Origin of the sequence: Methanoculleus sp. UBA430 (assembly GCF_002506585.1) — an archaeon.
GTDB lineage: Archaea > Halobacteriota > Methanomicrobia > Methanomicrobiales > Methanoculleaceae > Methanoculleus.
Genome location: NZ_DAXW01000009.1, coordinates 384,218 through 409,071, shown reverse-complemented (window position 1 = coordinate 409,071; position 24,854 = coordinate 384,218). Strand labels below are relative to the sequence as shown.

The window sequence follows — 24,854 nt, the reverse complement described above, 5'->3', positions numbered from 1 at the left end:
CTCCTGCCGTTCCGGCAGTCGCGATCAGCATGATCTCCCGGTACATGGCATCCGCAATCTCCGGGTCCTTTGACTCGATCATGATCCTGATCATCGGTTCCGTGCCCGACGCCCGCACAAGAGCCCAGACATTGTCCCTGACAATCTTGATACCGTCGATCTTCTCGATGATCTCTCCCGAGAACGCCTCTTCGACGGTGCGGACCAGCGAGGCCGGGTCCCGGACGTGGTGCTTCTCCTTGACCAGATGATATGCGGGGAGTCCGTCGAGGATCTCCGAGAGTTCCCTGCCGTTATGATTCGCGAGAACCGCCACCATCATGGCGGCGGTCATGCCTCCATCCCGGCAGAACTGGTGATCGGCGTAGATCAGGCCACCGTTTCCTTCGCCCCCGAAGGAGACCTTCTTCCCCTCGCCCATCAACTCGATCATCCTTCTCGCGACATAGATGCTTCCTACGGGGGTATAGTCGACGGTACACCCGTGCCGCTCTGCGATATCTCGTATCAGCCGGGAGGTGGCAACCGGGGTGACAATGAGCCCACCGCTGTTCCTGCTGCAGACGTAGTCTTCGACGAGACCGAACTCGTAATTCTCTTCTATATAGCGTCCTTTGTTATCAACAAAGACCGCCCGGTCAGCATCGCCGTCATGCGCGACCCCGAACGCAGCGTCCGTGGCGATGACCATCTCCGAGAGGGGCTGCAGCCCTTCGGGGGTCGGCTCGGGCATCCGGCCCGGAAAGGTGCCGTCGAGCCGGGCGTTGATGGTATGGACCCGGCAACCCATCCTCGAGAGGATGGTCGGGGTGGTGAGCGCCGCGGGGCCGGAACCGGGGTCGACGACGACGGTCATGCCCTCGCCGATACCGGGCGGGAAGTGCCCGACGACGGCCTTAATGTACTCCTCGATCCGATCTGGTGCGGCTGTCTCAGCGCCGACCCCGTCCCAGGATGCCGCGTCGAACTCCCCGGCGAAGAACCTGTCTTCTAACCGGATGGTCTCGTCGTCGGACATCTCGGTGCCGTCGGCCTCGATGATCTTCACGCCGTTGTACTCAGGAGGGTTGTGGGACGCGGTGATCATCGCGCCGCCGTCGAACCGGTTGGTCTTTATGATATACTGCAGGGCCGGCGTGGGGAGGATGCCCATGTCCACCACGTCGCACCCGGTCATCAGGAGCCCGGCCTTGAGAGCGTGGGCCAGGGCTTCGCCGGAAGTCCGTGTGTCCCTGCCGACCGCGATGGTGCCCTTCCTCATCGATCCGAGGGCGGCGCCGATCTTGAGGACGAGGGCTGGCGTCATCTCCTCTCCGACCACACCCCTCACGCCGTTCGTTCCAAACATCCGTTTTCCGTTTCGCATCTTCGTCACTTCTCCGTGTCGTGTAGTTCCCGCTTCAGTCTGTCGATTGCACTGCCGGCGGCGGCGAACGCCTCTTGCCTGTGTTCTGCAAGTATAGCAAGATAGGTTATATCTTCTCCGGCGTAAAGCCGCCCTTTCCTGTGGTAGAACCGTGCCCCGATGATCCCCGGGACGGCTTTCACGTCCTCGAGGATGCTCTCCGTCACGGCATTGACGGTCTCATTGAACTCCAGGTACCCTGTTCGTTCGGTGCCGGTCCATTCCCGGACAAGTCCGTTGAACGTGAGGACCGCCCCGGCACGCGAGACGCCGCACTCGCGCTTCAACTCCCGAACCAACCCCTCGACGGTGTAGTAGTCCTCGAACTCCGGAAGCGCGGCGATCACCGCGTCGATGGTGGGGTTCCGGAGGACGACGTTCTCGCTTTCGAGGTCGCCTATCACGACCCGCGGAAACGGCCGGGACTTGAACCCCTCGAGTATGGCGTACTCGATCCCGGCGTTGCAGAGGATCTCCAGGGTGGAGTCGAGGTCGTTCTCGCGCCTGACAAGGACCGACTTCTCTTCGTCGACGCCGCCGGATATAGCAGCATGCGATTCATAGTACAGTGTTGTGTCTTTTCCGGGTTCGAGCAAAAAGCCGTGGTGTCCCAGGTGCTTGACCGCTCCGACGGTCCCGTGTGCGGAGAGCGCCCCGATCAGGCTCTTAATGAATGTGGTCTTCCCGGCGTTCGAACGGCCGACAATCTGAATGATCTTCATCTCTCCTCATCCTCCTTCTCCTTCTCTTCTATCGGGCTCCCCTCTCCTCCTTCCTGACCGGGCCTGGACTTTAAGACGACCGACGCCGCTTCGGCTACGCCCCGCATCACCTCGGTGATCCGGTCCTCGACATCGATCTCATCGTCGAGATTCAGGCTCGTTCCTTCCACCTCGAGCAGGAACCGGGCGACCTCGCTCGCCTCAAAGAGGATCTCGTCGAGTTCTTCTGCGGTAAAAAAACCACACATGGCTCCGTAGAAGAACGTGGCTCCCGCTTTCTTCACCTTCTTCTTGAACGAGCTCCGCGCCTGATTGACCGCCTGCGGAGTGTAGGAGTCAACCATGAACGGGCAGAGTTCAGGGAGGTTCTCGCCGATGAACGTCATCTCAGAGCCGCTGGTGGTCTTGAAGTCTGCGCAGAGGCGGGCGATCGCCCATTCGCGGGCGGTGATGTGGGTGTGTTTGCGCAGGAACTGGTTGACCCGCAGGTAGGTGGCCCCATCTACTTTCTTGAATTTCTGGTACTTGTTTGGGTCTTTCAGGTTAGCAGGATCATCCATTTTGCATACCCTCTTGTCCGTTTTGGTATTTCAATGATATTGGTCGGGCAGCCCGATGATAATCTGGCCGTTCTGGTAATAGAGCAGAATGGGAGCGTGCTCCGAAATCTCCGGGTGGCTGCGTGCCCTGCAGGTCTCGTGGTTGCCCTTCCCCGGTTATGTATAGCATCATATGGTTTATATCTGCCCTTTTGATCGCGAAGCCGGGATGGCGATCAGGCTCTTCCGGCTGGGCCCCCCGAGCCAACCCGGGGCATTTGTGCAGATCCCCGGTCCGAGATATCGTATCGGGGAGCGTAAGCCGGGTTGAGGGCGTCCGGTTCTCCTCGATGGGTCCCTGAGTCGGAGGCTGGCGTTTGAGCGCCGTCGGGAGGGAAAAACGCTTATGGCTGCGGACGTGGCCTTGTTGTTCGGCTGTCGGACCCGGGCTGCTTAACCGGGGTCCTGCGACTCTGTCCTTGCGCGAGGTCGTTTGAGTGGCATGATGCTGATTGTCAGCAACCTTGTGGGCTTCTCCCTCGCATGGGCGGCGTGCAGGGTTCCCCGCCGGGCGGGTGTGAGCCGGATCGCTGTCCCCTCTCTGCAGGGCGGTCGTTTGTCTTTTTTCGACCCTCGTATCGGCCCTGTACCGCCGGATCGCCCCCATCTTGATAGTTGGGGGCGGCTGTGCGTGCGATCGTGCGTCTCCGCCCTTCTGTGAGGGTCGTTTATATGTGGGCGGTGTCTGTCGGCTTCGTGGCGGCGGCGGTGCCTTCAGGGCCGTTCACTTTCGCGTCGCGCGGTAGGGGATTCATATGCTCTGGGAGGAACGTATTCAACAGGGTCTGCTCCCCGACCACCCGGGACTGGCAGCCCCAGTATACCTCCTAACACCAGTACCTCCTGCATCACCGGAATACTTTTTTTTGGGCTCGGGACGAGATCCGCCCCCTGGCTCCTGGGTGTTTCCCCGAGAAATATTGTCTTTTGGGAGCCGGGTCGGGGTTTTTTTCGCCGGGATCTCCGGGTTGCCCGACATTGCTGCACGAACTGCCGGCATGGCTCGGATGGCGGCCATTCTTCTGAGATCCTCATCCTATCGGCCGCACCCCTGCTTTGATCGTTCTTCTTTCGGGTTTTTGGGCCGGGCCTTCGTGCAGCAGGCAGATGGGTGCGGGCCTGTGCGATCACGGCCTGCGACCCGGCGCGGGGTCCGGCAGGGGATCTGGGGCATCCAATTTATTGCGGGGAATAGGCATTTACCGCAATCTTGATATTCTTTGGTATTTAATCCTTAATACGATGGAAAGCGCGTCATTTTTGGAGTGGCTGGATCGCTTCAGCGGCTACCTCCGGATGCGGAATTACTCGCCCCGGACTATCAAAAAATATGATCAGACCGTTCAGCGTTTCGCCCGGTACGCCTGGCTCCGGCAGCACCGTGGCCCGGACGGGGTTTCATTCGATGATGCTGCAGTCAAGAACGCCCCTCTGGACGCGGATGTCAACGTCTCTGCTGCTCTCGTCACCGATTACTTCTCCTCCCTCTCGGAGAGGCGGGACTATAAGCCAAAGACTCTCCACCGGATGATATCGACACTCTCCTCGTTCTACCGCTATCTCTACGCACAGGGCGCCGTGGTCGCGAACCCTATGCTCGGGGTGGAACGGCCCCGGATCAAGAATCAAGAGTTGAAATACCTCAAACACAGTCAGGTGATCCGCCTGATCAATACCCTCGAAAGTGAGCGGGACCGGTTGATCGTTCGCCTCATATACGCAACAGGCGTCCGTGTTTCCGAACTTTGCGCGATAAACGTTGAGGATATCGACTTCGAGGAGCAGACGATCCGGGTGAAGGGGAAAGGCGATAAGATCCGGACCGTTTTCGTCGATGAAGGGACGCTCGATGAGATCAACGGGTTTATCGGGAATACGATCGAAGGGCCGCTCTTTCTGGGCCAGCAGGGCAATCATATCTCCCCCCGAACCGTCCAGCATCTCTTCAAACAATGCGCCCCTGCGGGGATTACGCCGCATAAAATCCGGCATTCTTACGCGAGCGAACTCTATCGGCGATCGAAGAACCTCCGCGTCGTGCAGGAGAATCTGGGGCACTCCTCCATCAAGACGACCGAGATTTACCTGCATACGGATCTTGATGAGCGCAGAAACGTCTACCGGCAGTATTTCCCGCTCTCTAACGGGAAGAGAGGGGGATAAACCCGGCCGGTCGGACGATGTCTATAAACCAGATGATGCTATACGCATGTGTTCCGGTGGGGGGCCCTCGGACACACCCTCCCGAACAGTACCGGACCCTGTTTCCAAACCGGCAATAAGCATTCCGGGCTCCGGGTGTCGTTCTCTGATCTGGGGCGCTTCGCTGTAGTGGCTGCTGTGGCATGAGTGACTGCATTCCGGGTATGCCTTGTTCCTGTCTGCTCCGATCCTCCTCCAGCAACGCTCAAGTCACTTGAATGCCTACGGTATGCTGCATGCGTTACATCGTCACAGGCGGGGCAGGGTTCATCGGGTCCAACCTTGCGGAGCGACTGGCACGCGACAATCACGACGTCGTGATCATCGACGACCTATCGAGCGGGCGGCACGAGAATGTTGAGTATCTCATGACGTTTCCCCGGGTGACGTTCATCGAGGGGAGCGTCACCGATGTTGCCCTGCTCACCGATGCCTGTGCCGGGGCGGACGGCATCTTCCACCAGGCGGCCGTTGCCTCGGTCCCCCGCTCTATAAAAGACCCCCTCGAAACGAACGCCGTGAACGTGGCCGGAACCGTGAACGTCCTCTGGGCCGCGAAGGCATGCGGCGTTCCGGCGGTCGTGGCGGCCTCCACCTCGGCGATCTACGGTGAGGACCCGACATTCCCCAAACTCGAGACGATGGCGCCGAGACCGCTCTCCCCCTACGCGGTCTCAAAACTCGCGGGCGAATACTATGGAAAGGTCTTTTCAGATCTCTACGGCATTCGGACAACATTCTTGCGCTATTTCAACGTCTTCGGCCCCCGGCAGGACCCGAACTCCGAGTATGCAGCGGTGATCCCGAAGTTCATCACCCGGCTGCTTGCCGGGAAGCCGCCGATCATCTACGGCGACGGAGAGCAGACCCGGGACTTCATCTTCGTCGCAGATGTCGTCCGGGCGAACATTCTGGCGATGGAGAGCGACGCTTCCGGCATCTTCAACATCGCCGGGGGCCGCCGGATCAGTCTCAATGAACTCGCCGGAAACCTCTCGAGGATCACCGGTATACACCACCGGCCGCTCCATGAACCCCCGAGACCGGGTGATGTGCGTGACTCGCTTGCGGAGATCTCCCGGGCAGGGGAGGCGTTTGGTTTTTCCTCAACTTACACGCTCGATGAGGGGCTTTTGGAGACAGTGGCATGGTTCCGGGACAGCGGTCAGTAACTACCTCCTGGCTCTGGACCGGCCCAGGACTGCCTGCCGGCTGATCCTGCCCTCCCTGCTCGCCGGGCATGGTAGATGCAGGAACATATATATCGTCACTCTGCAGTAAGGGTGCGAGGTGCAGACGTATGCCCCGATTGGTTACACCGGAGATATCCCGTAAGGGTGAAGACAGAGATGCGACACGGGCGTACAGCGACGTCGTCATTTTGGACCCGCACGAACCGGCGGCCCTGAACAACAGGGGTGTGGCCCTCGAGCGGCAGGGGCGCTACGAAGAGGCGCTCGCTGCATTCAGTGCAGCGATCCTCTGCGACAATGACGACATCTACGCCTGGAACAACCGGGCAGTGATCCTCGCCCGGCTCGACCGCCCCCAGGAGGCGGTGCTTGCCTGCAGACAGGCGCTCGCGATCGACCGGTCGTGCATCTTCGCCTGGGTTACCTACGGCATGGTGCTCGGCCGGCTCGGGAAGTATCAGGAGGCCGAACACGTTCTTGCAGTTGCAGAAGACCTCGACCCGCAGGCGCGGGCTCTCTACCCCGGGAATTCGACGATGACCCGGGCCTGAGCAGAGTCATACCTTTTTTGGCTCTGTTGAGATCCTATTTTGGTCATTCCTACTCCGATGAGGGGGTGCTTGACCGGTTTGTCCCTGGGATCGGCCTTTCCCTCGGCATACTCCTGTAGTGGACTGTGGAGCCTACCCGGGAGAAAGCCGTGCCCGGGATTGCGGCCCTGGAACAAACAGGGGGATTTCAACAAAGCCTATTTCGGACTTCGAGAGCAGGCCAAGAGGTCTCCATTCATCCTTGCGTCTACTGATACACCGCCGGGTGCGATACGAGCGGGTGTTTGAGAGCGCCCGGGAGCGGTCTTTCAGCCCGTCGGGCCGGCCGTACCCCTCGGAGACCTTACGTTTTTATCCCCCTTATCGCAATAGAGTATACAAATCCGAGTGCCCCTCTTTTGGGCACGGAGTCGATCCCATGAAGACGCTCATACTTGCAGGCGGGAGCGGCACCCGTCTCTTCCCGCTCTCACGGGAACACTACCCAAAACAGTTCATCCCGCTGGTCGACGACGAGTCTCTCTTCCAGAAGACCGTGAAGAGGTCGCTCCTCTTCTCCCCCCCGCAGGAGATCGCCATCGTCACGAACACCGACCACAAGTTCCTGGTCCGGGACCAACTCGCCGCTATCGGGTGCGACTGTCGTGTCCTCGTGGAGCCGGTTGGCAGGAACACCCTGCCGGCGATCTATTATGGTGTCCGTGAGGTCACCCGGGAAGACGGCTCCGACACGGTCGCGGTGCTGCCCTCGGACCACCTGATCGCCGCGACCGGGCCATTCCAGGAAGCCTTCCGGCGGGCGGAAGGGCTTGCAAAGGACTACCTGGTGGTCTTCGGTGTGCGGCCGACCTCTCCCCACACCGGCTACGGCTACATCCGTCCGGGCGAACCTCTCCCCGGGGGTTCGCTCGTGGACGCTTTCGTGGAGAAGCCTGACCTTGCGACCGCCGAGAAGTATGTTGCTGACGGCTACCTCTGGAACTCAGGGATGTTCTGTTTTGATGCTGGTCTCTTTCTTTCCGAGTGCGAGACATGCGCACCCGAGGTGGTCCGGGCGTTTGAGCACCCTGTCGAGGAGGCGTACGGGGCGGTCCCTGCTCTCTCGATCGACTACGGGATCATGGAGAAGACCCGGCGGGCGGCGGTCGTGCCGCTTGAATCCGACTGGAGCGACCTCGGGAACTTCGACACTCTTTACGCCACGCTGCCGAAGAACGGGGACGCAAATGCAGTCAGGGGCGAGTATATCGGGATCGACTCCTCCGATAACCTGATCATCGCCGATCGATTGATCGCCACCGTAGGGGTCCACGACCTTGCCATCATCGAGACGAAGGACGCGATCCTGGTCGCCGCTCGTGCCGAGACCCAGCGGGTGGGCGAGATCGCAAAGGCTCTCCGCGAGAAGGGGGACTCCCGTGCGCTCTTCCACACACAGGTTCACCGGCCCTGGGGCTCCTACACGAACCTCGAGGAGGGGCAGTCATATAAGATCAAGCGTGTCACCGTCCCCCCGAAACGGCGGCTCTCACTGCAGATGCATCACCACCGTTCCGAGCACTGGGTGGTCGTCACCGGGTGCGCCGAGGTGACGATCGGTGACGCGACCTCCCTCCTCCGGAACGGTGAGTCCACCTTCGTCCCGGCGGGAACGGTCCACCGGCTCGCGAACCCCGGCCTCCTGCCGCTCGAACTGATCGAGGTGCAGATCGGGGAGTATACCGGCGAGGACGATATCATCCGGTTCGAGGACGACTTCGAGCGAACATGAGCCGGGCGGCGGGCCCCCTCCCTCCCCTCGTCTGTCTGCGACCAAACCGATATAATCCCACGATGCATAGAGTATAAGAGCAGATACCGCAGGTATCGGTGGTTTGGGTTTCTCGTACCCCCGTAGTGTAGTGGTCAATCATGCAGGACTTTGGATCCGGCGACGGCGGTTCGAATCCGCCCGGGGGTACTACGTTCGTCCGGCCTTCACATTGCCGTATCTTGCTTTCTTTCTTCTAACCGGGACCGATTCAACAGATATCAACCCTTCACAGCACCTTTCGGTCCGGCAGGCGATGAATGGATAAAATTTCCGTCGGTCAAGTCGGTGCGGCAGTCATTCTGTTAGAATCAACGTTATTACAATCGGTTGCATACATGTGGGTATGTGTGATGCTCAGCCCCGGACTGCGGAGGGCTGGATGCCTCCTGCGCGTTCTGCAGGGGCACCCGGGTTGATATTCGGGGTTTATCCCGGCGGAACGCTGGGGGGCGATCCCGTCATGGTATCCGGCAGACCCAATAACCCCGAGCGAATCAAAGAAGCGATCGATAAACTACAGGGTGCTATACGATCATTCGCCGTCAGATGCTATCTCCATTACACGGACTCTTCTCCCGACCCGCGATCGGAGAGGAGCCAGCCCGAGAGTTTTCTCCAGTACGGCGGCGACGGCAGGGAACTCGATCTGGTGCTTTCGTACACATCGGAGAGTGGGAACGTCGCCGGGTGGGTTGAATTTGTCAGAGGTGTAGTTCGACATTACGGCGCGAGGATCGCAATGCTCCAGGTGACCGAAGAACCCAACCTCACGCACGTGCCTGTAATCGACGGCAGTTTTCCGAATGTCCGCCAAGCGCTGGTGCAGGGAGTCATTGCGGCTAAAGAAGAAGCCCGGCGGTGTGGGTATAGTGGGTTGCAGGTTGGTTTCAGCGCCGTGCCGCTCTTCGAGACTGACACTCACGACTTCTGGACGTCGATCGGTGCACTTGGCGGAGAGCGGTTCATAAAGGCCCTGGACTATGTTGGCCTCGACATCTATCCGGACGTCTTCTTCCCGCTGGCTCCTTCGGGTCTGCCCGGCGACATCCGCCACTTCGTCGAGTTTGCTATGCGATCGTTTCGAGAGACCTCCCTGCCCGAGGCCGGCATACCCGCCACGGTGCCGATACATGTGGCGGAGAACGGGTGGCCTACCGGCCCGGAACGCTCCTACGAGCGGCAGGCCGAGGCCCTGGAGACGATCATACGCACGGTCAACGACTACCGGGGTAACTATAATGTCACCCACTACGAGTTGTTCGATCTGCGGGATGCGGACAGCTCCAGCCCTGACCTGTTCTCCCAGTTCGGCATCGTACGCGACGACTATTCGTCGAAACCTGCCTTTGATGTCTATCGCAGACTGATCAACGAGCTCGGCCGATGCTAACAAACCGTCGGGAGAAAAACAGGTGCCCGGGCTGCCGGACGGATGATCCCGGCAGGCTGAACACGTATTGCGCCCGGTGCAGGCTCCGACAGTACGAAGACCATACGGGGGAGTACTGCTACGAATGCATCGGATATCCCTGCACGCGGCTGAAATGCCTGGACAAGCGCTACACAAATACCGGACGAGTGTGCTCGACGACCTGCGCGAGATACGGAGCGGGGAGTCGCGGAGTTCGTAGAACAGGAGAAGGTCCGCTGGACATGCCCGCAATGCGGATATATCCTCAGCATGCACAGGGATCGCTGCCTGCACTGCGGTCGGACGTGGTGAGGAGGGAGCATCACCCGCACCACCGCCAGCTCATTTTGTATCTCAATAGAATTTCGCATACCTGCCCTGTGCCTCAATGATCTCTGCCGCCGAACGGAAACGGGCAATCGGGTTCATTGCAAACGGCAACGTGATCTCGGCCCATGCTGCCGCCGTCGTCTGGACGAACGCGCCGCCGTCGATACCTTTTTTGCCCTCGATACCCTCCCGCCCCCCGGTGCCATCGAGTATGATCGAGGTTGATACGAGGATACAATCGATCCATGCCCGCGAGATACTGGACTCGCGGGGAAACCCGACCGTCGAAGCGGATGTCACGCTCGCCGGCGGGGTGTCCGGGCGTGCCGCGACCCCGTCCGGTGCATCGACCGGGAAGCATGAGGCTGTAGAACTCCGGGACGGCGTAAAGGGCCGTTACGGCGGCAAAGGGGTGCAGAGACCCGTCGCCCGGGCCAACGGCGAGATCGCCGCCACCCTGCAGGGCATGGACGCCCGCGATCAAGCGGCGGTGGACGAGGCCCTCTCCCTCCTGGATGGAACACCGAACAAGCGAAACCTGGGTGCCAACGCCACGCTTGCAGTCTCTATGGCCGTCGCCCGGGCTGCCGCCGCCGCAGAGGGTCTCTGGCTCTGGGAGTACCTGGGAGACCCGCTAAAGCCGCTCCTTCCCGTCCCGATGATGAACATCCTCAACGGTGGGGTTCACGCCAACTGGCAGGGGCCGGACTTCCAGGAGTACATGATCGCCCCCTACGGCGCTCCGAGCGTCGCAGAAGCGGTCCGGTGGGGGGGCGAGACCTACCATGCGCTCAAAGATATTCTCAAAGCGCAGGGCTACACGACCGGCGTCGGCGACGAAGGCGGGTTTGCCCCTGCCGTCTCCACGAACACCGAGCCGCTCGACCTGATCGTGGAGGCGATCGAGCGTGCCGGGTATGCGCCCGGTCAGGAGATCGGGATCGCCCTCGATCCGGCATCGAGCGCGTTCTACAACGACGGCGTCTACAACCTCAAGGCCGAAGGGCTGACCCTGACCGCCGCCGAGATGGTGGACCGATACCGCGACCTGGTTACAGCATACCCGGTCATCGTCATCGAGGACGGCCTTGCCGAGGACGACTGGGACGGCTGGCGGCTGTTGACCAGAGCGATCGGCGATCGGGTGGAACTCGTCGGCGACGATCTCTTCGTCACGAATGTCGATCGGATCGAGCTGGGTATCCGAAAAGGAGCCGCCAACGCCGTCCTGATCAAACCCAACCAGATCGGGACGGTGACCGAGACGATCGCCGCGGTCCGCCTGGCACAGCAGCAGAACTGGGGCGCGATGGTCTCTCACCGGAGCGGCGAGACTGTCGATACGTTCATCGCCGATTTCGCCGTCGCCATGCAGACAGGCCACCTCAAGACCGGCGCTCCGGCGCGGGGCGAACGGGTGGAGAAGTATAACCAGCTCATCAGGATCGAGGAGGCGGCCGGGGATACGGCCCGGTATGCCGGGCGAGGAGGCTTTATCCGGTAGGGTCCGCGACGCCTCCCGGCGGTGAGAGGGACCGGCAAGGTAGGCCGGAATGAGGCTTCCATTTTTCCGGTCCCGCCTCGTGCGGCGCCCGTGTCGGTCTTCCCCGGGACCCGGGTCGGCCTGCAACTCTCCGGGGTTTCATACAATTACTTAAGTCCTCCTCCCAAAATCATGGGTAACCATGGAAAGCGCTGCCCTCGCAATTGAGATCCAGATGAGCCTCCTGCTCTTTCTTGCTCTCGCCGGCTATCTTGTGGCATCCCGGATCAACCAGTCGGCGACGATCGGGGCCATTCTCGTAGGGGTTCTCGTCGGACCGAGCGTGCTCGGCCTGATCACCTACACGGACTTTGTCGCGACCCTGGCGCATCTCGGGGCCATCATCCTCCTCTTTGTCATCGGTTTCGAGTTCAACATCAGGGATATCCTCGATCCGCGCTATGGGGTCATCGGCCTTGTCGGCGTGGCCCTCCCGTGGCTGGGCGGCTACGCCACCGCCGTCCTCTTCGGGTTCGACTTTGCAAGCGCAGTCTTCGTCGGCACGGCGCTGACCGCGACGAGTATTGCCATAACCGCAAACGTCCTCAAAGAGATCGGCGTCCTCCAGACCGGGGCGGCAAAAGCAATCATCGGCGCTGCGGTCATCGACGATGTCCTCTCCCTTGTCGTGCTCGCCATCGCCACCGATCTTGCGGTGGGCGGGAGCGTCTTGGTGACATCGGCCGTCCTGATGCTTGCTAAAGCCGTTGGCTTCATCGTCGTTGCCGGGGCCGTCGGATATTTCGGTATCCGGAAGGTCATCGAGCGGATGGACGCGACGCCCCTGGCGCGGAAGTATCCGGAATTCGTCTTCATCTTCGCCATGATGGTGGCGTTCCTGTACGCGATGCTCGCCGACCTGGTGGGCTTATCAGGTATCATCGGTGCGTTCCTTGCCGGGGTTGCCTTCGCCGGCGTCGAACTCCGGCAGAGTAAGGGCGTCCACGAAGGCGCCGAGTACTTCCAGATCGTCTTCGCCTCGATCTTCTTCGTATCGCTCGGAATCCTCGCAGACGTCCGCGCGCTCACAGCCGACATGATCTTCTTCCTGGTGGCGCTGACTCTGGTCGCCATCGTCACCAAGGTCGTCGGGTGCGGCCTGCCCGCCCGGGCGATGGGGATCTGCCGGGAGGACTCCCTCATTATCGGGTTCGGGATGGCGCCGCGTGGCGAGGTAGCGATGATCGTCGCCCTGATCGGGCTGGAGTCGGGGCTCATCGGCCAGAATATCTTTGTGGTGATCGTTCTGATGAGCCTTTTGACCACGCTCATCACCCCGATCGTCTATCGGAAGTGGTTCTTCAAGGGGGCCTACTGCGCCGTCGAATGATGCCAGGGGAGAGCCTGCACCCTTTTCCTAACAATCTCCCCCCTCGTCGTGCGATAAAAAAGAATGGTCAACCGCGAAGCCCCGTCTTCACCATGCCTCCGGGAACGCCATGTTGGTGTAGATGTCCTCGAGGCGCGCCTTGTGGCCCCGCTCCATCGAGGCGAGGCTCTCGAACAACTCTATCTGCTCCGGGTCAACGCTCAGGCCCGCGAGCTGGGTGTACATCTGCATCGCGTCGAGTTCTTTTCTGATCGCGATAACAAGGCCGTCGAGCGGCTTTAGATCGGCCGAGAGCGGCGGGACCTCCAGGGTGTCGGCGACCTTGTAGTCACGTTTCGTGTCGAACCCGAGTTTTCCGGGCTCTTTTAGGAGAAAACCCTCAAGGGTCTTCCTGTGCTGGCTCTCTTCTCCGGCAAGCTCGTTGAAGAGGTTTTTTAAGTTCTCATCTTTGACCTTCTCCCTGACCGTGCGATAGAAGGTGTAGGATTCGATCTCCCTCTCGATGGCGTTTGATATGATAGAACGGTATTCTTTGACGTCCATGGTTTCATGCACCGGGGGAGAGTAGCATTCGGTGTTCTTAAACCTTGCTGGGCCGGACCCGGTATTGCACCGGCCGGATCCTGCACGTCTTCTTGCTCAAGGCAACGGATCGGGAGACGGCAGAGCCGGCGGGAACTTTGTTGGTTTTGAGGGTCCGAAGCCGCCGCGTGTAAAAAAGAGATTAGATGAACCGGGGCTTCTTAGAGAGGAGCCTCGGGGTGTAGAGCGGGCGGAAGGGTTTTCTGGCGGTCTCGATCTTCACTGCCTGAATGAGCTCGTCCTCGCTCATCGTCTCCTTGTACGGCTTCTTCTTCTCCGAAAGTCTCCGGATGGTGACCGTGAGCCGGCCGGTCTCGGCCTCCTGGTCGCCGATCACCGCGACGTAAGGGACCCAGTCCATCCCGGCCTCGCGGACCTTCTTGTTCACGCTCTCGTCCCGGTCGTCGAGATCCACCCGGATCCCGGCTGCCTTCAGGCGAGCACCGATCTCCTCCGCGAAGCAGACGTGCCGCTCTGCCACCGGCACAAGCCTGACCTGGGTCGGGGCGAGCCAGGTCGGGAACGAGGGAACCTCCTGTGCCGCGGTGCCCTCGAGCATCGCGCAGATCACCCGCTCGATCGAGCCCGTCGGCGAGCAATGGAGGATTGGGGGGTGGACCTCCGTCCCCTCCGGGGTGTAGTACTTGATGTCGAACCGGTCCGCGCTCTCGACGTCGATCTGGACCGTCGGGTTCTCGATCGGTCTTCCCTGTGCATCGATCGCCGCGAGGTCGACCTTTGCTATCCAGTAGTGCGTCCGGTCCGAGAGGACCTCGATCAGCATCGGGACGCCTGACTTCGCGACAAGCTGCTTCACCCAGAGTTCGTACTGGTCGAAGAAGTCGCGGGTGCACCGGAAGACCCCTACGAGCGGGGTCTCGAGATCCTCGCCGCTCTTCCAGCCCATGGCAAGCTGCTCCTCGAACGACGCGAGCGCATCGTCAACGTCCCGGCAGAGGGTGTGCATATCGGGCATCGTGAAGGCGCGGAGGCGCTTCAACCCGATCACCTCGCCCTTCTGCTCGTGCCGGAACGAGTAGGTCGAGAGCTCGTAGAGTTTCAGCGGGAGGGTGTTCGGCGAGATGTGCATATCGTGCATGGTGCAGAACATGCCGAAACACGCCGCGAACCGGAGCATCATATCGCGGTTGCCGCTTTTGAACCGGTACTGACGTTCCCCGAACTTGGCAGCGTGCTCCGAGATCGACGCATCGCTGAGGTCGTACATCACCGGGGTCTCCACCGGCATCCCGCCGTAGTCGAGCACCCGGGCAAGAACGTAGTCACCGAGGAGGTCCCGGAGGAGTTTGCCCCGGGGCATCCAGCGGAGGTTCCCGACGTCCGAGCGCGGCTCGTACTCTACAAGTTCCTTCGCGCGCATCAGGTCCACGTGGACCGGCTCGACTCCTTCCTGCCCCGGATACCCGAGTTCTTTCCTGATCAGGGAGGCGAAGGGCGTATTCCCCTTCACGTAATCGGCCACGTCTTTACGCTCCCCTTCGGGAGTGAAGACGAAGAATTCGTGCTGGATCTCCTTCTTCGGCGCGGTCGCTGCTTCTTCGCCGGGCACGATCGTCCTGGAGAGTTCCGAGAGGGGGTGGCCCTTGCAGGAGAGTGAGAAGGCCTTGTACCAGCCGAACGGCGCCCGTTTCACCACAAAGCCGCCTTCCCCGGTGAGGCCCTCCTCGATGCCCTTAAGAGCGCTCACAGCTGCATCAGGCGATGCCAGGTCAGAGGAGAGGTGGGCGTAGGGGTAGATCATGATATTAGTAGTGCCGAGCTGCCGGGCCGTGGTGACGATCTCGTCTGCCGCCTGCCTGACGGCGTCCTCGAGGTTCTCCTCGTCGACAGACTCGACCGCGCAGAAGACGGCGAGCGCCTCATCGAGGGCGTCTTTCTGGACGACGTCCTCTTCGGCGACCTTCGTCTTCTTCCGGGCCTCGTATTCGATATGATCAGAGTGGATTAGAAGAAGTCGCATTGGTATCCCCAGTTGAATCGTTCAATATCTGTTTTTCTGCTATATAGTGCATAATGTTCTTTTTAGAGAAGCGGCGGGGCGTGTGGTTTTGCCCGACTGCCGGCGGTAGAGATCACGCGCGGCGCGCATTCTCATGGTAGCGGGAGAGGGTCGCCTGCCGCTGGTCCATATACTTCGCGTCCTGCTTCATGTTGTACGGGCGCGCGGCTCGATCCGTCCGGTAGAAGACCAACTGCCCGATAGGCATCCCGGCATAGACCCGGACCGGCCGGGAGTTCACGTTGCACATCTCAAGCGTGATCGTCCCCCGGAACCCCGCGTCGATCCAGCCGCCCGTCTGGTGGAGCTCGATCCCCAGGCGTGCGATGCTGCTCTTCCCCTCGATGCTCGCCACGACGTCGTCGGGAAGTGCGATCGACTCCAGGGTCTCGGCGAGGATGAACTGCCCCGGTGCAAGAACGATCGAGTCGGCCACAGTCTCCTCGATCTCCGAGCAGACGCTCTCCCTCTCGTAGGGGTCGATCACGGTATCTCCCGGAACGTACCAGACAAAGTGGGAACCGAGCCTGATATCCAGGGAGTTGGGCTGGATCAGGCCGGGCTCAAAGGGGTCTACTTTGATATACCCGTGCCTGATGCGATCTTCTATCTGCCAGTCGACAAGAATCATTCTCTTAGATCTCTCCCGCAAACTATTCTTTGTTTTCGAGGTGCCACTCTGTCCGGCGCATCAGCCCATGAAGCGTACTCGCCTCGCGGATGGTCAGTTTCGTCCTTCCGAGCACCCGGTGGATGAGGGTCATCGTGTTCTCCCGCTTGAAGTCCGGGTGGTCGATCCGGTCGAGGAAGGCACTGATATGCCGGTAGAGCGACTCCATCTCGACGGACCCCGCAAGGGGATAGGTCCCGCGCGGCAGGTTCGCAAGTTCGTAGCAGAGGATGCCGACCGCGTGGGAGAGGTTCAGGATGGGATAGGCCTCCGAGGTTGGGATGGTGCAAATGAGGTTCGCCCGCTTAAGTTCGGTGTTGGCAAGCCCCCAGTTCTCCCGCCCGAAGAGGACCGCGACCGTTCCGTCGACATCGGCGACGATCTCCCGGACCTCCGCCGGCGCGTAGTAGGGCATCCGCATCGGGGTGCAGACCGACTTGCTCACCTCGCCGGTCGTCGCGACGATAAAGTCGAACTCCCGGTAAACCTCCTCGATCGTCATCCGGCGGGCGCCCTCAAGGACGTCCCGGGCATGGGAGGCGCGCATGCTCGCGTCATCGCCGAGCGCGCAGGGGTTGACCAGCACCAGCCGGGTGAACCCGAAGTTCTTCATCACCCGGGCAGTAAACCCGACGTTCCCCTCGTAAAGGGGTTCGATCAGGACGATTGATACCTCGGGCATACCCTACTGTACCGCCCGGACCGTCGCCCGGAGCACATCGATCCCTTCCTCGTAGACCGCATTGCCCACGACGATCGTGTCGGCGATGCGCCCCATCTCCGCCGCCTGCTCCGTCGAGCGGATCCCGCCGCCGTAGTAGAGGGTGGCGTGCTCGACCGCGTCAGACGCCGCCTGCACGATCGCGGGATCCCCGTAGGTCCCGCTGTACTCGATATAGACGATCGGGAACCGGAAATAACGGTCCGCCACTTCCACAAACGCAGCCACATCCTCGCCTGAAAGAGCGCAGTTCGCCCCTGTCACCCGCCCGACTGCGGAGTTCGGGTTGAGGACGATGTAGGCTTCGGGCACTACCATCTCCCAGTCGACACTGCTCGCGTGCCGGAGCCACGCGTAGTGCTTCCCGACGATCCAGCGGACGTCGTTGGTGTTCATCACGCTCGGTACGAAGAGGTGGTCGACTGCTCCGTCAAATATGGCGCAGTCGGGGCTTGCCGGCTCCACGACCAGCGGCAGCCCGTAGGCGGAGACCAGATCCAGGAGTTCACGGAGGTTCTCCTGTGTCACGTTCAGTGTGCCCGAGAGCATCAGGGCATCGGTCCCGCTCGTCACGATCTCTTCGACGAGTTCCGGTGGGAGGTGTTTGTCGGGGTCCAGTTTCGTCACGTGTGCCCAGGTCTTCCAGTTCGCGTGCATGGTGTCACTTCAGATAGCCGATATAGTCGTGGAGTCTGGCCTTTGGGATGCCGGTGATCGAGGAGACCTTCTCTGGATCCGCTTCGCGAAGCGTCGCCGCGTCGTATATGCCTGCAAGGTAGAGCCTCTCAACGGTCGCCTCCCCGAGGCCGGGGATCTCCAGAAGTTCTTTTCGCCCGCGTTCGAGCGCTGCTTTGGTGACCTTCGCAGGGGTGGGGCGGCCGAGGTGCCTGCAGACCATATCCACATGTTTATGTACGGTCTCCGGATTAATGCCGGTTTTGCTTGAGAGGTAGGGGATAGGAAGATAGCAGAAGTCGTCGGGGGTTGCTACGCCGCCGGTCTGGTACTTCTTCAGGCTGACCGCGGGGACCCCGGCCTCACGGAGGGCGCGCTCGTTGCAGAGCCCACGGGCTGCCGCAAGAAGTTCCGTTGCCACCGCATCGCCGATGCCGGCCTTCTTCAGGGCCGCAGGCTCCGCCTGCGAGAGCGCGCGGATATCCCCGATCCCCTGTTCGAGGAAACTTTTGATGATCTTCGCATGACTCCGGCCCTTCCTCGGGGGGACAACCTTCCTGACGAATTTCCGGAGTTCTGAGCGGCGCCGGAGGACCTCGAGGGCGGCTTCTGCCTCCTTTATCACTTGCTCGGCCTCGTTTGTCCTGACGCCGGTGGCGTTGACGAAGTCTCCGGGCTGCATGCCGGCGATCTCGGAGACGGTGTAGATGTGGTGCGCGTGCAGCCGCTGCATCAGGTCGTCGGTCATCGAGGGCATCATCCGGAGCGCCTCGACGTTCGAGGCGATGTGGCTGCAGAGCGGGCAGCCTATATCCCACGGCCGAGAGCCCTTCCGGATAAGGCGAACATGGGCGAGGTTGTGCTTCTCGCAGGTCTCCTCGATCCGGATCGCCTTGCCCCAGGTGCTGCCGGGCAGGCTGATGTTGAACCGGCATTCGGGGTAGCCGGTGCACCCGATGAACTGGGAGACGCCGAGGTGCCGGATCCGGAGGTCGTGGCCGCAGACGGGGCAGGGGCCGACGGTATGCTCCTCTGCGGTCTGCTCCATGATCTCCTCGCCGATCTCCTTCTCGTGGGCTTCAAGCTTGTCAAAGACCTTATGGAGCATCTCACGAGACTCCGTGACGACGTCGTCTCGGGAACGCTCGCGCTGCTTGATGAGTTGCATATGCTCTTCAAGCGTCCGGGTCATCTCGGGTTCCGTGATCGTCTCCGCGTGGTTATCGAGCGCGTCTATGACGGCTCTTCCGACGAGCGTCGGGCGGAGCGGGTTCCCTTCCACGTAGCGGCGGGAGATGAGTTTCCCGATCACCTCGTGCCGGGTGCTCTTCGTGCCGAGACCGAGTTCTTCCATCACCTGGATGAGCCGGCTCTGGGAGAAGCGCGCCGGCGGCTGCGTCTGCTTCTCTTCGAGGTTCACGTCCTTGATCGGCAGCAGTTCGCCCGGGACGAAGGCCGGGAGGATGTTCTCCTTCGCCTCCGAGTAGGGGTAGATCCGGCGCCATCCTACCGAGAGGAGCCTGCCGCCCGTCGCGGTGTAAGGCTCGCCCGACGCGTCGAAGAGACACTTCGTCGTCGTCCAGGTCGCGTCGGGAGAGAGGGTCGCGAGGAACCGCCGGACAACGAGTTCGTAGACCTTCCACCGGTCCTGGCCGAGGGCCTCGCGGGTCGCTGCTCCCGTCGGGTGGATCGGCGGGTGATCGGTGCTCTCTTTCTTGCCCCGTGTCGGGACCGGACGCCGGTGCTGCCGCACCCAGGCGACGTCCTTATCAAACACCCCTCCCTTGAGCGTATCGAGGATTCCGTTCAGGTTCAGGGACTTCGGGTAGACCGTGTTGTCGGTCCTCGGGTAGGAGATGTACCCGTTCATGTAGAGGTCTTCGGCGATCCGCATCGCGTTCGCTGCCGAGAGGCCCAGGCGGGCCGCCGCGACGATGAAGGTCGTGGTATCGAACGGCGTCGGCGCCCGGTCGGTCTTCTGCCCCTCTTTGACGTCCGTGATGACGAGCGGCTCCTTTGTCCCCTTCTTTGCGGCGAGGGCCGCCTCGTGGTCGGTGAACCGCCCGGCGGTATGCCGCGCCTCAACCGGCATACCGTCTTTCTCGGTCGTAAGCGAGAGCATCCAGTAGGTCTGGGGAACGAAGTTCTCAATCTCGCGCTCCCGCTCGACGATCATGGCGAGCGTCGGGCTCTGGACCCGGCCGACGGAGAGGATGTTCTTGCCGCCCCGGCGAGCCGCGAGGCTGATAAACCGGGTCAGCGCCGCTCCCCACATCAGGTCGACCGTCTGGCGGGCCTCACCGGCAGCCGCGAGCGCGAAGTCGAGGTCGGTCAGGTTCTCGAAGGCCGAACGGATCTCAGCGGGGGTGATCGCCGAGAACCTGGCCCGGTTGATCCTGACGCTGGGGTTCACCGCACGGACGAGTTCGTAGGCCTCCTTCCCGATCAGTTCTCCTTCGGTATCGTAATCCGTGGCGATGGTGACGAGGTCGGCCTTCTTGGAGAGTTTCTGTATGATATTGACGATCTTCTTCTCTGTTGGCTTCTTGACGGTGCCGGCGTCGATGAGGCTTCGCGGGGTGTGGACCTCACTTCGCCAGTTCGTGTAGCCGGGCTCGAAGTCCACCTCCACCACGTGCCCTTTGAGACCTACCACTGTCCTGGTGTCAAAAGAGTAGGTGGATACGTTTCCATCTTTTGTTGCCTTCACCTTCTCGCTGCCGGCGAGGATCTGCGCTATCCGGTTTGCTGATATATTCTTCTCTGCGATGATCAGATGCACTGCGGATTACACCCCGCCTGTCTCGATAATTTCGGATACGATCTTCCCGAGTTCCCGCGGGTCCGCCCTGCCCCGGGTCTCCTTCATCACCTGCCCGACGAGGAAGTTCAGGGCTCCCTTCTTGCCGATCCGGTAATCTTCGACCGCCTGCGGGTTTGCGGCGACTATCTTCTGCACGATCGCGGTGAACTCGCCTCCTGTGGCCTTGCTGAGCCCTGCGCGCTCCACGATATCGGCGGGCCGCTCGCAGGGGCTCCCGGCTGCACAGGCATCGAGCATCTCTCGCAGTACCTGGGTGCCGGCCGCATCAGTGACGGTCTCCGATCGCAGAAGCGCGAGGAGTTCTGCGATACGGTCGGCCGGGACGGCGGCGATGCTCATGTCGCGGTAGTTGAGCTCCCCAAGGAGGGTGTCGGCCACCCAGGTGGCGGCGAGGACCGGGTCGATGTGAGCGACCTCTTCATAGAAGTCGGCAAGTTTCGGGTCGCCGGTCAGGGTCCGGGCATGGTTGAGCGATATGCCATACTGCGCCATGAACCGGTTCTTCCGGGCGACGGGCAGTTCGGGGAGATCGATCTCTGCGACCCATCCCGCAACACGGAGCGGCCGCAGGTCGGGCTCCGGGAAGTAGCGGTAGTCGTGCTCCTCCTCCTTGCTGCGGGCGGAGGTGGTGATCCCCCGCCCTTCCATGAAGTGCCGGGTCTCTCTCGTCACCTTCTGCCCGCGCCGGAGCAGGTTCTTCTGCCGGGTCACCTCGAAGGTGAGGGCCTTCTCGACGCCCTTGTAGGAGGAGATGTTCTTGACCTCGACCCGCTCGGAGCCCTCGAGCGATATGTTCGCGTCAACACGGAGAGACCCCTCCCGGTCACCGTCAAAGACCCCCAGGTACTCGAGGATCGTCCTGAGTTTGTTGAGGAACCGGCGGGCTTCCTGCGGGGACCGCATATCCGGTTCGGTGACGATCTCAAGGAGAGGTATCCCCGACCGATTATAGTCGACGAGCGAGTACTTCGCGCCGCCGGCGACGTGAACAAGTCTTCCGGGGTCCTCCTCGAGGTGAACCCGGGTGATCCGGACGAGCTTCTCGTGCCCCTCGTCGTCCTCGATCTCGACGGTCCCCTCGATCGCGAGCGGTTTGTCGTACTGGGTAACCTGGTAGGCCTTCGGGAGGTCGGGATAGAAGTAGTTCTTCCGGGCGAACTCCGACTCTTCTGGAACCTTCATATCGAGGGCTTTTGCCACCCGGAGGCCGTACTCGACCGCCTTCCTGTTCAGGCGCGGGAGCGCTCCGGGCAGGCCGAGGCAGATGGGACAGCAGTGGGTGTTGGGTTCGTCGTCCCGGTAGTCTGTCGAGCACCCGCAGAAGAGCTTCGTCGCCGTCGCGAGCTGGACGTGGATCTCAAGGCCGACGATCGTCTTCATGCCTTCACCTCCTGCTCGTAGGCATAGGCAACATCGACGACGCGCTCGTCTTCAAACTGCCTACCCATCAACTGGAGCCCCACGGGGAGGCTGTCCACCCTGCCGCATGGGACCGATATCGCCGGGATCCCGGCGAGGTTCGCCGGCACCGTGAGGATGTCGGAGAGATACATCGAGAGCGGGTCGGTCTTCTCGCCGAGGCGGAAGGCGACCGTCGGCATCGTCGGTCCGGCGATGATATCAACCTCGCGGAGGGCCCGTTCGAAGTCCTGGCTGATGTTGCGGCGGGCCACCTGAGCCTTCGCGTAGTACCTGCCGGCGTAGCCCGCCGAGAGAGCGAACGTGCCGAGCATGATCCGGCGCCGGACCTCAGGCCCGAACAACTCCTGCCGGAGGTCCTGGTAGGCCTCGTGCCAGGACTTCCTCGTGTCGACCGCCGGGCCGTAGCGGACACCGTCGAACCGGGCGAGGTTCGAGGAGGCTTCGCTCGTGCAGATGACGTAATAAGCGGCAAGGGCGTAGCGCATGCCGGGGATGCTCACCGGCACCGTGCTGGCCCCGAGCCCCTCGAGGACACCGATGGCGTTCTGGACCGTCTCCGCGACGCGGGGGTCAACACCCTCGCCGAAGTACTCTTCCGGCACCCCGACCCGGAGGCCGGCGATATCGGCCGAGGGGCGGTGATCGTACGGGCGATCGAGCATCGTCGAGTCGCGGGGGTCGTACTTCGCGATCACCGACATCAGCCTCGATACGTCCTCCACCGTCCGTGCCATCGGCCCGATCTGCTCGAGGGAGTTTGCGTAAGCGATGAGGCCGTAGCGGGAGACCCGGCCGTAGGTGGGCTTGAGACCTACGATTCCGCAGAACGCTGCCGGGCACCGGATCGAGCCGCCGGTATCGGTGCCGAGCGCCATCGGGACGAGGCCCGCGGCGATGGCGGCCGCGCTCCCGCCGGACGATCCGCCGGGAACCCTTGACGGGTCCGCCGGGTTCCTGGTGGGGCCGAAGGCGCTCGTCTCGGTGGTGGAGCCCATGCCGAACTCGTCCATATTGGTCTTGCCGACAATGGCGGCCCCCGCCTGCCTGAGGAGTCCTACGACGTGGGCGTCGTAGGGCGGGACGTAGCCCTTGAGGATCCTCGACCCGCAGGTGGTCTGTATCCCTGCCGTCGATATGTTGTCCTTGACCGCGACGGCGACGCCGGCGAGCGTGCCGTCGGAAAACGGCGCTTCTTTACAGGTGGTGATGAACGCGTTGCACCGGTCGTCAGGCGAGAAGTGCAGGGTTCCCGCCACTCACATCACCCTCGGCGCCTTGATGAACCCGTTCTCGATTGACCCCGCGTTTCCGATGGCCGCCTCCTGCGTGAGGCAGGGCCGGGGCTCGTCCTCCCGGAAGACGTTCGTGATCCCGACGACCGGGGCGCTCTCGCCCTCCACAGCGTCGAGAACCTCGAAGTAGTCGAGGATTGCGTTGAACTGGGTGGTGAACTCCGGCACCTCATCTTTTGATATGCCGATATCCGCAAGTTCTGCTATACGTTCAATATCGCTCTCAGTAATCATGTTCCGCCCTACTGATCTCCGTTAAGTACCCTTGTACCGACTTTTTATAACCGTTTGTCCGTGCGAGTCGCTGTATCATCCGCCAGATTCCGCTCCCGTACTGCATCGCTTTCTTCTCGGCCCGGGCAATCTCGGCCGGGATGTGCCGTTCTGCGACCTCCCGCAGCGGGTATTTTCGCACCCCGGCGCGCACCCTCTCCGCAGCCGGGATCGCCTGCGCAGCGCGCACCACCCTGACATCGCGGTAGGGCATTGAGAAGTACGCCGCATGCAGTGCCGCCACGGCCTGGTCCCGTGCTCCCTGGCGGCCGAGGTCCACGATGTCCCGTTCGAGTTCCGCCGCGAGGTCCGGTGAGGAGAGATAGCGGGCGTAGCCGCCGAAGAGTTCGTCCGCCCCCTGCCCGGCGAGGATCCGGGTATGGCCGTGCTCTCCCGCCCATGCGGCGGCGAAGAAGAGGGTCGTTGCGATCGAGACCTCGAGGGGGTTTGTCGGATCGGGGATCACCCGGACCACCCGGCGAAGGGCCTCCGCAACCTCGTCCCCGGTCGGTGAGACGATCTCAAGGTCAAGCCCCATCATCCGGGCGGCCTTCGCCGCCCACGCGATGTCGTGCGACCCTTCGATCCCTACCGTCACACAGGGGAGGCGGGCGAGGGCGGCGATGAGGGCCGAGTCGACGCCGCCGGAAAACGCTACCACCCCCTCGTCGCGTCGGAGATCGACCGCGGTGACGATCGCCTCCTCAAGCGTGCAGGGCGGCGGGTCGGGGGCTACCCGGGCGACCTCGCGCCCGCCGCAGCATACGGTTCCCGGCGGGACCGGGCCGGGCATGATGCCGAGGGCGTCGCGGGCGATGCAGTCGTCCCAGTCGAGCAGGAACTCGCCGCCGCACCCATTGAGCGCGTTGGGTCCCGCTTCGAGCATCTGCTCTACATCGGCGGGGGTGAGGCGCACTCCGTCACGTTCTATCCAGCCCTTCAGGTTCATATCAGGCATCTTCCACAATCCGGCAGGTTATTGCCATGAGGGGCCAGGTACCGTGGCCGCCCCAAAAAACTGATCGAGTTCAGTGTTTGCATTTCTGATGTATAAATATGCGTACACCATCCTACGTGAAATTCGTGGCATTCCGGTAATTTCGGCCGGGCATGCGACCCCGACTTCTCAGAGGCTCCCTCAACGGTGGTGGGACGATGACCCGAACCGGTCACGGGGTCAGGAGAGCGACCCCGGCTGTTTTCGGGGGAAGACATGTTCCTTGGGCACGTTGTGGTGCTCTGTCCGTCGCGCCCGTGATGCGTATCGACAGTCACA

General features: G+C 61.9%; 20 protein-coding genes and 1 tRNA gene. 8 read left to right on the top strand and 13 right to left on the bottom strand.

Translation table 11 applies throughout. The features are described from left to right. The 3 genes from glmM to BRA49_RS08175 form a co-directional block, all read right to left on the bottom strand. The coding region (gene glmM / locus BRA49_RS08185) for a phosphoglucosamine mutase (RefSeq protein WP_292385062.1) at positions 1-1,366 on the bottom strand (1,366 nt) is incomplete at its 3' end. A gap of 5 nt (positions 1,367-1,371) precedes the next feature. Further along, on the bottom strand, positions 1,372-2,127 hold the full coding sequence (mobB, locus tag BRA49_RS08180) for a molybdopterin-guanine dinucleotide biosynthesis protein B (RefSeq protein ID WP_292385060.1): 756 nt from the start codon (positions 2,125-2,127) through the stop codon (positions 1,372-1,374). Beyond that, positions 2,124-2,687: a DUF5806 family protein gene (locus BRA49_RS08175; RefSeq protein WP_292385058.1), complete on the bottom strand. Its 564-nt coding sequence runs from the start codon at positions 2,685-2,687 to the stop codon at positions 2,124-2,126. Before BRA49_RS08175 ends, mobB begins: the two co-directional genes overlap by 4 nt. Positions 2,688-3,968: 1,281 nt before the next feature. Between BRA49_RS08175 and xerA the strand changes: the two genes are divergently transcribed. The 8 genes from xerA (at position 3,969) to BRA49_RS08135 (ending at position 13,099) form a co-directional block, all read left to right on the top strand. Further along, the gene (gene xerA / locus BRA49_RS08170; RefSeq protein WP_292385056.1) at positions 3,969-4,889 is read left to right on the top strand and encodes a site-specific tyrosine recombinase/integron integrase; all 921 of its coding nucleotides are present in this window, start codon (positions 3,969-3,971) and stop codon (positions 4,887-4,889) included. A 275-nt stretch (positions 4,890-5,164) separates the two neighbouring features. Beyond that, positions 5,165-6,100 (top strand): SDR family oxidoreductase, encoded by a 936-nt coding sequence (locus tag BRA49_RS08165; RefSeq protein ID WP_292385054.1) that lies wholly within the window; start codon positions 5,165-5,167, stop codon positions 6,098-6,100. A gap of 128 nt (positions 6,101-6,228) precedes the next feature. Beyond that, positions 6,229-6,672: a tetratricopeptide repeat protein gene (locus tag BRA49_RS08160; protein WP_292385052.1), complete on the top strand. Its 444-nt coding sequence runs from the start codon at positions 6,229-6,231 to the stop codon at positions 6,670-6,672. A gap of 418 nt (positions 6,673-7,090) precedes the next feature. After that, positions 7,091-8,443 carry a mannose-1-phosphate guanylyltransferase/mannose-6-phosphate isomerase gene (locus tag BRA49_RS08155; protein WP_292385050.1) on the top strand — a complete coding sequence of 451 codons (1,353 nt, stop codon included), beginning with the start codon at positions 7,091-7,093 and terminating at the stop codon, positions 8,441-8,443. Between the two features lie 116 nt (positions 8,444-8,559). Beyond that, positions 8,560-8,632 (top strand) — tRNA-Gln (locus BRA49_RS08150). Positions 8,633-8,945: 313 nt separating this feature from the next. Continuing rightward, positions 8,946-9,875, top strand: a complete 930-nt coding sequence (locus BRA49_RS08145; protein WP_292385048.1) for a hypothetical protein — start codon at positions 8,946-8,948, stop codon at positions 9,873-9,875. Between the two features lie 562 nt (positions 9,876-10,437). Further along, positions 10,438-11,730, top strand: a complete 1,293-nt coding sequence (eno, locus tag BRA49_RS08140) for a phosphopyruvate hydratase (protein ID WP_292385046.1) — start codon at positions 10,438-10,440, stop codon at positions 11,728-11,730. A gap of 181 nt (positions 11,731-11,911) precedes the next feature. Further along, entirely contained in the window at positions 11,912-13,099 is a 1,188-nt protein-coding gene (locus BRA49_RS08135; protein ID WP_292385045.1) for a cation:proton antiporter, read from the top strand. Positions 13,100-13,186: 87 nt separating this feature from the next. Here the strand turns inward: BRA49_RS08135 and BRA49_RS08130 are convergent, their stop codons facing one another. The 10 genes from BRA49_RS08130 to BRA49_RS08085 form a co-directional block, all read right to left on the bottom strand. Next, on the bottom strand, positions 13,187-13,642 hold the full coding sequence (locus BRA49_RS08130; RefSeq protein WP_292385043.1) for a ferritin-like domain-containing protein: 456 nt from the start codon (positions 13,640-13,642) through the stop codon (positions 13,187-13,189). Between the two features lie 181 nt (positions 13,643-13,823). Beyond that, the gene (locus BRA49_RS08125) at positions 13,824-15,662 is read right to left on the bottom strand and encodes a threonine--tRNA ligase (protein WP_292385041.1); all 1,839 of its coding nucleotides are present in this window, start codon (positions 15,660-15,662) and stop codon (positions 13,824-13,826) included. A 112-nt stretch (positions 15,663-15,774) separates the two neighbouring features. Then, the gene (dcd, locus tag BRA49_RS08120; protein ID WP_292385040.1) at positions 15,775-16,332 is read right to left on the bottom strand and encodes a dCTP deaminase; all 558 of its coding nucleotides are present in this window, start codon (positions 16,330-16,332) and stop codon (positions 15,775-15,777) included. A 22-nt stretch (positions 16,333-16,354) separates the two neighbouring features. Further along, positions 16,355-17,053 carry an RNA methyltransferase gene (locus tag BRA49_RS08115; RefSeq protein WP_292385038.1) on the bottom strand — a complete coding sequence of 233 codons (699 nt, stop codon included), beginning with the start codon at positions 17,051-17,053 and terminating at the stop codon, positions 16,355-16,357. 3 nt (positions 17,054-17,056) lie between these two features. Further along, a complete protein-coding gene (locus BRA49_RS08110) occupies positions 17,057-17,749 on the bottom strand; it encodes a phosphoglycerol geranylgeranyltransferase (RefSeq protein ID WP_292385037.1) in 693 nt (230 codons plus the stop codon). Positions 17,750-17,753: 4 nt separating this feature from the next. Continuing rightward, positions 17,754-20,549, bottom strand: a complete 2,796-nt coding sequence (locus BRA49_RS08105) for a DNA topoisomerase I (protein ID WP_292385035.1) — start codon at positions 20,547-20,549, stop codon at positions 17,754-17,756. 6 nt (positions 20,550-20,555) lie between these two features. Next, a complete protein-coding gene (gatB, locus tag BRA49_RS08100) occupies positions 20,556-21,971 on the bottom strand; it encodes an Asp-tRNA(Asn)/Glu-tRNA(Gln) amidotransferase subunit GatB (protein WP_292385033.1) in 1,416 nt (471 codons plus the stop codon). Then, entirely contained in the window at positions 21,968-23,269 is a 1,302-nt protein-coding gene (gatA, locus tag BRA49_RS08095) for an Asp-tRNA(Asn)/Glu-tRNA(Gln) amidotransferase subunit GatA (protein WP_292385031.1), read from the bottom strand. Before gatA ends, gatB begins: the two co-directional genes overlap by 4 nt. Next, positions 23,270-23,539: an Asp-tRNA(Asn)/Glu-tRNA(Gln) amidotransferase subunit GatC gene (gene gatC / locus BRA49_RS08090; protein ID WP_292385029.1), complete on the bottom strand. Its 270-nt coding sequence runs from the start codon at positions 23,537-23,539 to the stop codon at positions 23,270-23,272. Next, positions 23,529-24,536: an asparagine synthase C-terminal domain-containing protein gene (locus BRA49_RS08085; RefSeq protein WP_292385027.1), complete on the bottom strand. Its 1,008-nt coding sequence runs from the start codon at positions 24,534-24,536 to the stop codon at positions 23,529-23,531. The genes gatC and BRA49_RS08085 overlap by 11 nt, the downstream gene beginning before the upstream one ends. Positions 24,537-24,854: the final 318 nt, after the last annotated feature.

Coding starts and splice junctions, on each gene's coding strand:
- BRA49_RS08110 (WP_292385037.1), bottom strand. CDS start 17,749: ATGCACGCGAACTGGAAGACCTGGGCACACGTGACGAAACTGGACCCC.
- BRA49_RS08085 (WP_292385027.1), bottom strand. CDS start 24,536: ATGCCTGATATGAACCTGAAGGGCTGGATAGAACGTGACGGAGTGCGC.
- gatB (WP_292385033.1), bottom strand. CDS start 21,971: ATGAAGACGATCGTCGGCCTTGAGATCCACGTCCAGCTCGCGACGGCG.
- BRA49_RS08125 (WP_292385041.1), bottom strand. CDS start 15,662: ATGCGACTTCTTCTAATCCACTCTGATCATATCGAATACGAGGCCCGG.
- BRA49_RS08165 (WP_292385054.1), top strand. CDS start 5,165: ATGCGTTACATCGTCACAGGCGGGGCAGGGTTCATCGGGTCCAACCTT.
- dcd (WP_292385040.1), bottom strand. CDS start 16,332: ATGATTCTTGTCGACTGGCAGATAGAAGATCGCATCAGGCACGGGTAT.
- BRA49_RS08135 (WP_292385045.1), top strand. CDS start 11,912: ATGGAAAGCGCTGCCCTCGCAATTGAGATCCAGATGAGCCTCCTGCTC.
- BRA49_RS08155 (WP_292385050.1), top strand. CDS start 7,091: ATGAAGACGCTCATACTTGCAGGCGGGAGCGGCACCCGTCTCTTCCCG.
- BRA49_RS08130 (WP_292385043.1), bottom strand. CDS start 13,642: ATGGACGTCAAAGAATACCGTTCTATCATATCAAACGCCATCGAGAGG.
- gatC (WP_292385029.1), bottom strand. CDS start 23,539: ATGATTACTGAGAGCGATATTGAACGTATAGCAGAACTTGCGGATATC.
- BRA49_RS08175 (WP_292385058.1), bottom strand. CDS start 2,687: ATGGATGATCCTGCTAACCTGAAAGACCCAAACAAGTACCAGAAATTC.
- BRA49_RS08160 (WP_292385052.1), top strand. CDS start 6,229: ATGCCCCGATTGGTTACACCGGAGATATCCCGTAAGGGTGAAGACAGA.
- eno (WP_292385046.1), top strand. CDS start 10,438: ATGATCGAGGTTGATACGAGGATACAATCGATCCATGCCCGCGAGATA.
- BRA49_RS08115 (WP_292385038.1), bottom strand. CDS start 17,053: ATGCCCGAGGTATCAATCGTCCTGATCGAACCCCTTTACGAGGGGAAC.
- mobB (WP_292385060.1), bottom strand. CDS start 2,127: ATGAAGATCATTCAGATTGTCGGCCGTTCGAACGCCGGGAAGACCACA.
- BRA49_RS08145 (WP_292385048.1), top strand. CDS start 8,946: ATGGTATCCGGCAGACCCAATAACCCCGAGCGAATCAAAGAAGCGATC.
- xerA (WP_292385056.1), top strand. CDS start 3,969: ATGGAAAGCGCGTCATTTTTGGAGTGGCTGGATCGCTTCAGCGGCTAC.